The 12,909-nt window shown below is 42.6% G+C and carries 10 protein-coding genes; 7 read left to right on the forward strand and 3 right to left on the reverse strand.

Features of this window, described 5'->3' with window-relative positions:
- Positions 1 to 116 precede the first annotated feature (116 nt).
- The 6 genes from KCTCHS21_RS03150 (at position 117) to KCTCHS21_RS03175 (ending at position 9,687) form a co-directional block, all read left to right on the forward strand.
- On the forward strand, positions 117 to 3,194 hold the full coding sequence (locus tag KCTCHS21_RS03150; protein ID WP_130605080.1) for an S-layer homology domain-containing protein: 3,078 nt from the start codon (positions 117 to 119) through the stop codon (positions 3,192 to 3,194).
- A 152-nt stretch (positions 3,195 to 3,346) separates the two neighbouring features.
- Positions 3,347 to 4,093 carry a YdbT family protein gene (locus tag KCTCHS21_RS03155; RefSeq protein ID WP_130605081.1) on the forward strand — a complete coding sequence of 249 codons (747 nt, stop codon included), beginning with the start codon at positions 3,347 to 3,349 and terminating at the stop codon, positions 4,091 to 4,093.
- Positions 4,094 to 4,292: 199 nt separating this feature from the next.
- Entirely contained in the window at positions 4,293 to 5,642 is a 1,350-nt protein-coding gene (locus tag KCTCHS21_RS03160) for an ABC transporter substrate-binding protein (protein WP_157993933.1), read from the forward strand.
- A 19-nt stretch (positions 5,643 to 5,661) separates the two neighbouring features.
- Positions 5,662 to 6,978 (forward strand): ABC transporter substrate-binding protein, encoded by a 1,317-nt coding sequence (locus KCTCHS21_RS03165; protein ID WP_130605083.1) that lies wholly within the window; start codon positions 5,662 to 5,664, stop codon positions 6,976 to 6,978.
- Positions 6,979 to 7,173: 195 nt separating this feature from the next.
- A complete protein-coding gene (locus KCTCHS21_RS03170; protein WP_130605084.1) occupies positions 7,174 to 8,340 on the forward strand; it encodes a YecA family protein in 1,167 nt (388 codons plus the stop codon).
- A 231-nt stretch (positions 8,341 to 8,571) separates the two neighbouring features.
- Positions 8,572 to 9,687, forward strand: a complete 1,116-nt coding sequence (locus KCTCHS21_RS03175; protein ID WP_130605085.1) for a copper amine oxidase N-terminal domain-containing protein — start codon at positions 8,572 to 8,574, stop codon at positions 9,685 to 9,687.
- A gap of 43 nt (positions 9,688 to 9,730) precedes the next feature.
- On the opposite strand, the gene KCTCHS21_RS03180 is transcribed toward KCTCHS21_RS03175, so the two are convergent.
- Positions 9,731 to 10,210 (reverse strand): ion transporter, encoded by a 480-nt coding sequence (locus tag KCTCHS21_RS03180; protein ID WP_130605086.1) that lies wholly within the window; start codon positions 10,208 to 10,210, stop codon positions 9,731 to 9,733.
- An 89-nt stretch (positions 10,211 to 10,299) separates the two neighbouring features.
- On the opposite strand from KCTCHS21_RS03180, the gene KCTCHS21_RS03185 reads away from it, so the two are divergent.
- A complete protein-coding gene (locus tag KCTCHS21_RS03185) occupies positions 10,300 to 10,836 on the forward strand; it encodes a DUF402 domain-containing protein (RefSeq protein WP_232058054.1) in 537 nt (178 codons plus the stop codon).
- A 13-nt stretch (positions 10,837 to 10,849) separates the two neighbouring features.
- Here KCTCHS21_RS03185 and KCTCHS21_RS03190 read toward each other — a convergent pair whose 3' ends face one another.
- A complete protein-coding gene (locus KCTCHS21_RS03190; RefSeq protein WP_130605087.1) occupies positions 10,850 to 12,238 on the reverse strand; it encodes a sensor histidine kinase in 1,389 nt (462 codons plus the stop codon).
- Complete coding sequence (locus tag KCTCHS21_RS03195; RefSeq protein ID WP_130605088.1) at positions 12,228 to 12,902, reverse strand: response regulator transcription factor; 675 nt, start codon at positions 12,900 to 12,902, stop codon at positions 12,228 to 12,230. Before KCTCHS21_RS03195 ends, KCTCHS21_RS03190 begins: the two co-directional genes overlap by 11 nt.
- Positions 12,903 to 12,909: the final 7 nt, after the last annotated feature.

The following is a 12,909-nucleotide window of genomic DNA, read 5'->3' on the forward strand; positions in this document are numbered from 1 at the left end:
AAAAAACTACCAAAGAGTTGTTAAGGAGAGTTTGAGAGTTTTTTGAGAGAAACCTCTGTTATGTTGGAAATAGTTCTCAGTTGCTTTCTAACACTTACAGGATGGTGGATGAACAGATGAAGAAAAAAATGGTTTCATTGTTTGTGGCATTAATAATGATAGTAACAAATACGTCAATGGCGTATGCACTATCTCCAGTAGCAGAGGTGTATTACAGCTTCGGAACGAGTAAATATGATTCTAGCCAGTATGAGAGCGCATTAAACGATGCGATAAAAGCTAAGCTAGTTGCAGCAGGTGTGAATCCTAAATATTTTAGTATTATGGATGCGAACGCAAACCCTGCATCTGTAACGGATGTAACTTATGTACATAGCGGTTATGACAGCTGGTATAATGGTTCCATTCCAGAAGTAGAAACTGCAGATTACAACCACGTCCAAATTGGAAATAATGGTAAATCAGTAACCTTCTACGGTTATACTGCACCTGCTTATAAGGATTTCATGCTAACGGATGCAAATCCTACCGGTAAGAAGATCATAACCTTTGACATGGATGAATCTAAGGTAAATTATCATAGTATGGAAGGCGGCGGCTTTCTATTCAATAGTAAGATCAGTAGTGAAGGGAAACTAAGCGGTTATGTGATTCTATATGTCGAAGGAAGCATAAAAATTTATAAGCTTGATGGATTGGATGCGACAAAATTTCATAATGAGTCTGGGAATCCATTGAGCAGTATGTCAGGGCCAGGTGTCACCCTGATCGGTACTTATGCGAAAGGGGCTTCCACGCAACACAGTATTAAAATTAATGCGACCGATACGAAGCTGAATATGTGGGATAATGGTGTGCAGATTATTAAAGATTTAGCCCTTACAACCGTATATGGAGATGAATTTGGTCCCTTTGTTAGTTATAAAAGCCATGGTTGCGGGATTATATCGATTTTTGCATTCGATAACATGAAATTGTTTACGACATCGGATAAGAAATTAGATACTGCAGTGGAGGAAATTTACTGGGAGCCAAATTCACCGGTACGCTACGTGATCAATGTTAATGACGATAATGACGAGTATTGGACAGATGACACGAAGAAAACCAGTCTGACCGATACGCTCAATAACAATGGCACGCAATATATTGGAGTAACTAGTGTGACTGGTGCGACTTATGAGAAAGAAAAAGAATTCGTCGATAACCTTTTGAAAGGCGGACTGATTCTTGATAAAGATAAACAGGGCGCCGATATTATCGATGCCATTGCCTCTCGTATAGCAGATCAGATTATTAATGGCTATAAGGATGCTATTCTGGCCATCGAAACGGCAGAAAGCAAGACGGATATCCAATTTGATTCTGGTGACACGAAAACTTCAGTTAAAAAAGATATTACGCTACAACAAGACGATAAAGTAACAACGGTATGGTCTTCAGACCAGCCTTCGATTATCGCAGCGGACGGAACCGTTACAAGACCGGTAACGACTCAAAAAGGAATTTACGTTAACTTGAAAGCAACAATTACAGAAGGTGAATTAACAAGCGAGAAAATATTCACAGTCTTTGTTGCTGCGGCAGATCCTGCTCCATTAACAACTTTGTCGGCTGTTGAAGGCGACAAGCAAATTACATTAAACTTTCCAGCTCTAGGGCAGACTTCTAGCATAATTGTTGAGCAATCTACAGACGGTACAACCTTTACTCCAGCTACTACAGCCGAGACGTTGGATAAGGATTCAACGAGCGCAACCGTAACAGGTTTAACGAATGGTACAACTTATTATTTCCGCATATTTGTTGGGTCTGGTTTTTATGCAGGTTTGTCCAATGTTGTTACTGTTAAGCCTATAGCAACTGTAATACCAGTAACACCTTCAGATGAGCAACCTACAATGAATACGAAGGTAACTGTGTCCGACCCATCTAACGGGGGCAAAGTTGTTCAGGACAAAATTACGAAGATAATTGGAGAAGACTTAAAGGTATCGGGGAAAATAAAATCGGCAAATGGCCAAGAGCTTAATGTGCCGGCAATTGTAATGAATGCAGATGGCAGCTTTACGCTTCCGAAGGTTGCACCAGGCGAGTATAAATTATCTTTGAATGTTACTGCGCCTAACGGAGAGAAGCTAGCTGGTCCTGTTGGCAAGCTAATTGTCGATAGCCAAGGAAATGCAACCTTATCGGTCGATTTGATTGATCCATATGGTACGATTGTAGATACAATAACAAAACAGCCAATTGCTGGCGTGAATATGCAATTATACTGGGCAGATACGGAGTTAAATCGTTCCAAAGGTAGAACTCCAGGAACTCTTGTTAATCTGCCTGAACTACCTAATTTCGCACCGAACAAAAATCATAATCCGCAGATTAGTTCGGCCAGTGGTGAATATGGCTGGATGGTTTACGCAGATGGAGACTACTATTTCTTGGGTGAGAAGGCCGGATACATCGTATTTGACAGCCGTAATGATAAGCGTAATGAGAAATTTGGAGATGACAGTTATATTAAGGATGGAATCATCCATGTTGGCGAATCCATCGTACAATTTAGCTTCTCCCATCAGCCTAAAGTGAAAGCTATAGGCGATCATAGTCCTTACATGGTCGGACTGCCTAACGGTGCTTTCCAACCAGAACGTGGAATTACCCGTGCTGAGGTTGCTGCGATCTTGTCACGCTTGTACACACCTGTCAAGAAAGCAAAGAACGTATCGTATGTAGATGTGAAAGCATCAAATTGGGCTTATGGTGCTATCGCGAGTGCAACCCAAAGCCAATGGATGATCGGTAATGGCAAAGACATGTTCCAGCCTAATAAACAAGTGACTCGTGCAGAATTCGCACAAACTCTCTTGAATGTGTATAAGTGGAATGTTGTTCATGAGAGCACGTTCACTGATGTACAGAAGCACTGGGCTAATGATGCAATTGCAACTGTCGAGAAACAAGGCGTCCTGTTTGATTTCACAGAGACTGCTTTCAATCCGAATCAAGCGATTACGAGATTAGAAGTTGTTAGGATCTTCAACAAACTGCTCGAGCGTCAGCCTTGGCATGTAAGCATTAAGCCAAAATGGAGCGATGTTGGAGAAGATCATAAGTACTATACAGATATTATGGAAGCTTCGATTCAGCATCCATTCGAGAATTTCGAAACTGGAATTGAGAATTGGAAATAATAGAAGCATATTATTGAACGACAAAGAGCACCTTGTTAGGTGCTCTTTGTCGTTGTGTGGCTAACACGAGCGTTATCTTAGCTGTGTACGAATATTGGGGAATAGTGTAAGCTGGTGAACGGAGAGATTACAACGGTTGGGAGGCACTGGGATTGTACAGTCACAGCAGGACAAACAAACAAAAGAAGCAAATAGATAGACCAGAGAACGAGTCTTGCCTGATGCTCATCTTGAAGTTTTTCGGCTCCATTGGTGTTGCGGGGATAGTCTGTTATTTACTGATTTCGATAGATGGTGTCATCGAGGCGATGCAGGTGAAGGCATTTGCTCACTCGGGCAGCTTGTTGTTCGTATTGTCGGCGGGAACGCTCACCCGTTTCTTAATATTATTTTTCTCATTGCTCGCAATCGTGATTTTATTCCTTGCTTTCCGAAGCGCGAATAGTCGGAAGACCAGAGTGTTGTTCGGCAGCTCTATCCTTGCCGTGTTAGCGGGGGTGTTCTTGTATTTCTTCTTATCGTTCGATCATTACTACGACGTGACGAAAGATACTATCTTTTACAAGAAAGGGATTACGACTAAGGAAAAGTCCTATTCGATAGAGGATGTATCGAGCGTGCAAGTCTCGTATCATTATCGGCCTAGTTCGAAAGGACGTGGGACTGTCCTGATTGATTATATGGTTACCATGAGGAACTGGGAGAGATTCAACGCCTTTAATGCCAGTCAGTTTTCTCAAAATATTGTGGAATTCGACAAGCTGCTTACGAGTAAGGGAATTCCGATTACAAGAGATCCACCGGGAGATAGCTATCTCTCAATCTTATGCGATTACGAAGAAGGAAAAAGCTGTCCCGTATGGATAGACTACATATATGGATTGAGCAAGCCTGAGTAAAATACACATATGGGCATAATGGACGGACCACCTGGGCAGGTGGTTTTTCTGTATGTTAAAGCCACTCATGCTTGTAAATCCCCGGCATTGTACCCCCAACAAGTAGAATAGAATCGCAACTAATTATCATAATATATCCCCTGTTTTACTAGGATCAACCACGATAAGATGTAAAAAGACGATGGGCGGGGGAGTGTCTATGAAAAGAAAATTCGTGATAGGATCTATAGCTGTTGCAGTCTTATTTTCTACTCAGGCTTGCACGAAAGTAGAAAAGGTCAAAGAGCCGGTTACATTAAAGGTTTGGAGCTGGGAAGGCAACTATGGTACCTATGCAACGGATTTCGCAGGGGCGCATCAGGGCATTCGTTTAGTACGAGTAGCTCCTATTGACGAAACTAATCCAATGAACGAATACGACCCGGACAAAATTAAACAAAGGTTCGAGCAAACTATACAAGCGATTGATGAGCTACAGCCTGATGTTCTACTTCTGGAGATGCCCCAGTACATAAAGCTGGCAAGAGAAGGCAAGCTGGTATCCCTAGAGCAGAGAGTGAAGGAGAAGAGTTTTAACGAGGCAACGTATTCACCGTCCTTACTGACAATGCTACGCATACAGGGTAATGATGAGCTTTACGGACTTTCGGATAACTTGTACAGCGAAGCTATCTATTATAACAAAACCCTTTTGAACAAAAATCAAATACCGCTCCCGCAGAGCTCTATGTCATGGGAAGAAACTTTGCGCTTAGCTAACAGGGTAACCAATACCAACGCAGGAATAGCAGGTTACTTTGCTGGCACTGATGAGAGAACGAGAGCATGGGTTACCATTTCCGGGATCGGAATGACATCTAAGCTGCAATATGTAAATGCTAAAGAGAAGAAAGTAACAATTAATACGCCAGCGTGGGCAAAAATTTGGCAGATGGTTCTTGATGGTTACAAATCAGGGGCGATCATCGAAAACACGAAAGAAATGTCCGTTAACCGAGGGGGCCACAATTACTATAAGCCTGAAGATTCATACGGTTTATTCTTATCGGGTAAAGCGGCGATGATTAAGGCGAGCCCGGGGTTCAAGGATATTCTGAACGAACAGAAGGTTGGATTCGAATGGGGAGTTGTAGCGGAGCCGAGCGATCCGACTCTGAACGAGGGAATTTCCATGCAGCCTTTAAACATTTACGCCATAAGCGCTGCATCCCCCTACAAAGATGAGGCTTGGCAGTTAATTGATTACTTGGTTGGCGAAGAGAGGCAGAAACAGCAAGCTGCCGTCATAAGTATGGGGGGGCTTCCAGCCCGAATACATGCGGATCAAGGTGAGGTGAGCTTCATTAAGCCTTTTATAGAGTTAGCACCATCACCTGTAGGGCAGTTCGTTGAATTTTACCGGGACGACATCCCTATCTCGTTCTTAGATAGCTTCTACAATTTAGCTAATGCTTACTTCCTTAAGCTGTTGGACGGAACACTAAGTGTGGACGAAGCGCTCAAGCAGCTTCAGGAGGAAGCGCAAGTGGAATTGAACAAGTTCAAGTAGACCAGGGGGGGGGTAGCCCATGTACAAAATTTTGGCTCTAATCTCCTTCTTGTTGATCGGAACGTTTCTGTCCGGATGTCAGACAAACTCTAAGGAAAAGCATAATGAACAAGGAACATTAGTCGTTCTAGATACGGACGAACAACGATTCCGCACAGAATATCTGGGTACAATTAATAGATCGTACCCGAAGCTGGAGGTCGTGCTCGTTCCGTATGAGAACTATAGGAATGAACAGGCGAAGCAAGGCAACCTCTCTAATCAGGAGATTTTAAGTGGCGCTATTGAACATTTTATACCTGATATTATCATCGCTCGGGAGCAATCCGATTTTAAGAAGCTGATGAGTGACAATAGGTTAGCTCCGCTTGATAGAGGAATTAAATCAGACAAATACGATCAGGACCCTTTAGATCCGAAACTCATTTCGGCTTTACAAGGGGATGATGGACTGCAATATGCGTTATCCTCTCATTTTACTAGTACAGTGCTTTATTATAATCGGTCAGCCTTCCAGCAGGCTGGTGTAGCAGCGCCTTTCGATGGAATGACATGGGAGGAAGTTTATTTAACTGCCGCTCGCTTCTCAGGTAATAGCACAAACAACAATAAACAATATGGGCTATACCTTCCCAATGCGAACAGCGCGTTTTCAGCTATTCTGAACCTGGCTTATGAAGAGGGAATTGGCTTTTTCACTCCGAAAAAAGAGCTTGCCCTACATACACCGGAATGGATCAAAGTATGGGAGACGGTAACAAAGGCTGTTCGCTCAGGGACTCTATTTCCTTTTGGTCAAGATGCTGCAGGTGAAGATCCGATTAAACAGTTTAGTGAAGGGAAAATGGCTATGATCTATGGTGATGATAAGCTGCTCACCCAGATCACTGATCGGAAAGCGGATTGGGCGATGGTTTCGGAGCCTTTTCATTCGAAACAACCGGATGTTGGAAAGAATTATCGCTATCTTCAATACATGGGGTTATCCGTGAACGCCCCGCATCGGGAATTGGCTTGGGAGGTAATGAAGCTATTGAACGGGGAAAAAGCTGCTTTGTCCTTTTCCGGTCAAGGGATTCCTATTCGTAAGGCAGTTGCTAATACTAGCTATAATAATTTCGATCTAAAGCCTTTTTATTCTTTGAGACCCAATGATTCTGAAGCGGCAGACCTTGCTCCGACCGGATTAAATCCGGAGTTCTATTTGGATTTGTATTCGGAAGGTGATAAGAAAGTGAAAGAGGTTATAGAGAGTAAGGTGACCATAGATCAGGCTTTACTTGAATTGGAGGAGCTAGGGCAGGCTCTGGTAAAACGTTATACGAAAGCAGAGTGAAGGCGTAAACGGACATATGGGGCATTAATCAAGCTTCGGCGAATCGTGGTTTTGCATAGCCATGGTTCGCCTCTTTTATTTGTAATTAAGCAACGAGCAGTATAAATCTATGATACACTGGAAATCAAATAGATATGTTTTTATCGTGGCTTATACAGGTATACTATCTAGAGGAAATAAAAAGGATGGATCATAATGGATTTTTCAAAACTCATAAGAGAAGCGAACATAGAGCATGCGATTAAAGGGGAAGTAAAGACAAAGCTGAGCGACATTCTTCAGCTTTTTTCCAAAGCTAGCTTGCTTACGGTAGCAAAGAATTACGAGCTTTCAGGGCGATCCAAGATGAATAAGCAGGAGCTTGTGGATTCGCTGTTCGAAACGGTTACGGATGTTAGCGAATTGGAGTCTGTGCTGATTATTACGGAGGAAAAAGGGTGGGATTTGTTCCAAAGCCTTGTAAATACTCCGTATGTCCAAGAAGAAACGTTTAACCCAGGGATGTATTTGTTTTTGCTGGAACGGAGCTTGCTGTTTTCATTCTATTATGAGGACAAGCTCTACTACACCATTCCGGAAGAAATTAAGGAAACTTATAAGCAATTGCTACAGGGAACGTTTCTTGAAGCTCGTGATCGCTATCAATTAATTAATCAGTATGTTACCGCATCATCGAATCTGTATGGGGCATGTAAGCTAGACAAGGTAGTCGAAATTTTTAATGCTCAGAATGAAAAGCAATTAGACCAGAAAGAGTTTATTCATTTTTATAGCATGGCTTCCAGCAAGCATCAACAATGGTATTTATATCAAGGGTACATTTTTAGCAATGATTTTGAATCAGATGATCAAGACGAAGACTTAGAAGCACATCTAGAGAGAACCAAGCATAAACCGTATTATACTCCACCTAAAGCGGAGTTTTTGAAACACGCGGATTCTGGATATTATCGAAAAACTGCACAACTAGATAACTTGAAAGCTTTTATTTTAAAGAACATGTGCAAGGATAAACAGCTTGTAGAAGTACTTATGGATGATATTCAGCTTGTTTGCTCAATGGAAAGGCCAATGAGTGATGTCATTAACGAGTTAGAGAGAAGAAACATCATTTTTGATAATCAGGGACAAGTTCAGGCGATTATGCCACTGATCATAGACGTCTATAATAATACGAGAATTTGGTCTAATAACGGTTATACACCTGCGGAGTTAGGGGCAATATCTGGTAAAACTACACCCAAATTTAGTCCTGCCATACCAAAGTTTAGTACTGCCACACCAAAACCGAGTAAAATAGGTAGAAATGACCCTTGCACGTGTGGGAGCGGGAAAAAGTACAAAAAATGCTGCGGCCAATGAGCTGTAATGGCGGAGTAACAATATTTATGAGCTAGAAGTATACCATTCATAATAATAGCTGCATGTGCAGCAAATCAAATGGACCGTTCTAAAGTTAATTTAGGGCGGTCTTTTGTGTGCTTTGCAGTGCATTCGACTAAGGTGCGAAAGCCACCATTCCAATAATTGCTTGCTGCAACCTATTGCGCTTAGCCTTCGTCAAACATGTATCACAGCTAGGGATGGTGCATAATGATGAAAAATAAAAAAATAGCCTTATCCGGACTAATCGTAGCAACTGCTGCTTCATTGTTTTCTGCTCCGCCATCGCATGCGGCAGAAGTAATTAACTCCGTACAATTTAAGTGGGGTCAACCTTCTTATACGAATAGCACAGGTAAACATCTCCTGGCGGTAGCACCTTATGAGCTTCATGGACATTCCATGGTTCCACTTCGGGCATTGACTGAATCACTTGGTACAAGCATCAACTGGAATAAAGCGAGTCAGACCGCTACTTTGTCAGGGAAGTCTTTCGGGCAAATTAAACTATCGGTAAACACCAATATAGCTATCAATGCGAAGGGTGAGAAGATAAAGCTTCCGGAACAAGTTAAGGTGGTAAAAGGAAGCCTGTTCGTGCCAGCTAGAAGTATAGCAGCTCTTATAGGGGCCAAGGCGAATTGGACATCCTCAACGCGTACAATTACGATTACGAAAATCGCTGATGTTAATGCCATTAAGCTTAGCTATCAGTTTGATAAAAATAACGAGGGCTGGAAAGGGGGATTTTCCGATCTTCCGGTCGATTATAATCAAGATATCTACGAATTGAAGCATGCCAGAGAGCTTCTACCTGTCGGAGATGCTAACAAGACCAATTATGGTTTGAAGCTTCAGGGGCATAACAGAAGTGATGATTTATTCATGTTTCTTTCCCGCAATGTTGGAGGGTTTGTGCCGAATGCCACCTATCAAGTTAAGCTAAATTTTGCGATTTATACAGATGTGGCCGATGGAATGATGGGAATTGGAGGATCTCCGGGTAACTCAGTCATAGTCAAGGCGGGAATCCTCAATAAGGAGCCTTTATCGGTTGAAACGGCTGGAGCTGGCGAAAAGTATTATAGGATGAATATTGACAAAGGGAACCAAACGACAGGCGGTACGGACGTGAAGGTACTTGGCAATATCGCTAAGCCAGACTCCGAGAAGCAAGGGTATCAACGTAAGGACTTTGAGTATAACGCTACTGTGAAAACAAACGCGAAAGGCGAGCTCTTCCTGCTGGTTGGCGTTGATTCGGGGTATGAGGGACTGACAACATTGTATTTCGACGATATTAATGTAACGGCTACGCAAAAATAAAAAAAAGGCTACCGACAAGGGAATGTCGGTAGCCTTTTGCAGCTTAGCTCAGTTTATTAGTAGTCTCTTTTTCTAATACTTCAATTCCTTTTACTGCTTTCGAAGCTTTTTTGCCAATTTTGTACGATTTAGCTAGCTTAACGCTTTTGGTTGCTTTGAATAGCTTCATCGATTTTAGCGATTTTAATGCCTTTAAGGATTTTAATCCTTTTACAGCTTTAAGCCCTGTTAATGAACCGACTCCGACAACTGCATCAATAAACTGTGTCACTGAAATCGAAGTTCCAACAGCTAATATGCTTAACCATTGTTCCTTAAAAAACGTACGGGCATTCTTGGTCATAAAGAACAGCACAATTAACTCAACAATGTAAAACCAAAGAATATAGTGAGCTATAGTGTCCAGCGGCGCTTTGATGTCTTTGGAAACAGAAGTGAAGCCTAGGATGGTGACAAATACTAGAAATAAAGAGAGAATAAACGATAAAATGAGATACCACTTCTTAAAATATTTGCGTTCCATCTTTGTTCCTCATTTGTCGTTTTATTGTTGTGTATAGATTTATTATCTTCCAAAGTATGCTGATTGTCTAGAAAGGTGGGTTATAGATTTTGAGAGGTATAGTCGTAGATTACATGAACAATGAGGAGATTAACATACGAGCGTTGAAATACGGCGACCATCCTCATTATGAGTGGAAGACCACATTGCTTGAGAGGACAGATACGCATGTCTTTGTACTAGGTCATTATGGACGGAAGCTGCAGCATTATACCAAAGGAAAAATTTTCACGGTTGAGAACTGGACGATAGAGTTTTTTTCATTTGATTCCTGGTTTACGGTGAGCGTAGACATAGTGGAAGGAAAAATCACGTCGTACTACTGTAACATTAGTGAACCAGCACGAATGGATGGAAATAAGGTATCATTTGTTGACCTAGATATCGATCTGATCAACAAAGAGGGCAAGTGGACTGTCGTAGACGAGGATGAATTCATTGTTAATTCGGTAAAATTCTCGTATCCACCAGATTTAATAGAAAAGGTTAGGCAGGAGCTCGCGAGCTTGCAGAAACGTATAGAAATGAAGAGCTTCCCGTTCGATGGAGCTATCGAGAAGTTTATTGAAGGTATTCCACAGCGTTAGTGAGAATATCTCGTCAAATCCAAGGAAGCTGAACTTTAAAAGAGCTACCCTCTCCAAGATGGCTTGTGACTCGAATGTTACCACCACTGGAGTCTACGATAGTTTTGGCGATAGCTAGACCCAAGCCATGACCGCCTGTTTGGCGTGTCCGGGATTTATCTTGTCTATAAAAACGGTCGAAAATACGAGGGAGCGCATCTGCAGGGATACCGATACCGGAATCCTTCACTTCAAAGGTGAAGAAGCGTACCCCTCGATCTACTCCTTCCGCAATTGTAATCTGAACAAACCCATTATCCGGTGTATATTTAATTGCATTATCAATTAACAACACTAATAGCTGCGTTAGCCTCTCTATGTCGCCTGTAACCATCAGCTTGGTTGGAGCATGCAAAGTCATAGAAATGTCCTTGGCTTTTGCCATTGCGCTCAGCTTATCGATAACTTGAGTAGCCGTTGACCTGGCATCGAATAGCGTTTGCTCCCCTAATCCCTCATCGGAATCGGAGCGGGCGAGACGCAGAAGGTTGCCAGACAGCCTCGTCATGGAGCTAACCTCAGCCTTTAAGCCATTAAGCACTTTGCGGGAAAAGGAATCTACATTCTCCGCACTCTCGTCAAGCTGGAGCGCTTCTATTGAAGCGAGCATCACGCTTAATGGTGTGCGCAATTCATGGGAAGCATCCGCGACAAACTCGCGCTGCCTTGCATAGGCATTGGCAATAGGAACCATTGCTTTACGGGACATCAAATGACTGAACCATGTAGCCAGTACAAAGAACAGCAAAGCCATCCCAATCAGTAAAATAAGCAACCAGCGGAAGAGGTCGTGTTGGAATGTGACCTCTTTACCGATATATAATGTAGCAATTTTATGCCCTTTCACCTGCAAGCTTCGATGAGTGACAATGAATTTAGCATTTTCACCAGTTGTTTGGTATTTTTCCATTTTTGCTGAGGGGCTGCTGAAGGTTTGCAAAGTAATCATATCAATTTGTTTACCCCTGAATTGACCATTAATTATTAAGGCCATTACTTGCTCTCGCAGCTCGGCTTGAATCTCATCTCCCAACTGAATAGATCCATTCTCGGCCACCAAATAATAGAAGGATTGATCGGTACTAATGGAGAAGGTATCCTCGACAGATCGAGGAGGTGGTCTCTTCGGATTGTTGTCCTGATCAGCCCAAGCTTGAAGGTTAGACAGATCGTGGTCAGCGAGATTGTTCAGCCGCCGATGCTGATCGTTCCAGATGAACACATATAGAAGCGTATATACAATAATGACGAATAGGCTTAGAAACACAATGAGAACGCCACTGTATTGCCAAGATAGCTTTTTGTGCGTTTTATGGAATACATCATCCTTAAGCCGTCGTTTTGTTCCCCAGCTATGATTCAATTTTGTATCCAACACCTCTCACGCTATGAATGAGCTCCCGCGAACCGGATAACTCTAGCTTCTTACGTATGAATTTGATAGTGGCGTCTATCGTTTTTAGATTAACGTCGGTATCCAATCCCCACACCTTGTCCATGATTACTTCTCGTGATAGAGTACGGCCCCTATTCTGAAGTAACAAGTCTAGGATTTGAAATTCACGCGGCGTTAGCTGTATTTCGTGCTGACCTTGAATGACAATTTGGCTCGTGCGCTGGAGCTTCAGTGCACCGATCTGAACCACGTCATCTTGAAGGGGGACGAAGTTGCGTCTTGTTAATGCACGCATTCGCGCTAACAGCTCATCCATCTCGAAAGGTTTAACGAGATAATCATCGGCTCCCGCATCCAGTCCTTCCACTCGATCCTGCAGTGAATCCTTTGCCGTTAGCATGAGAATAGCGCCAAGATAGCCTGTTTTGCGAAGTCTGGCACACGTATCACGACCATCTCCATCCGGCATCATCCAATCAAGCACGACAATGTCATAGCTCGAAGCGAGCGCATAATCGAATGCGTCGTTCCCTGTCGTTACCCAATCTATGGTGCAGCCTGTTTTCTTCTTCAGGATATGTACGGTCAATTCACCGAGCTGGATATCATCTTCCGCCAATAAAATCTTCATCCCGAAC

The organism is Cohnella abietis (assembly GCF_004295585.1).
In the GTDB taxonomy this organism is placed as follows: Bacteria; Bacillota; Bacilli; order Paenibacillales; family Paenibacillaceae; genus Cohnella; species Cohnella abietis.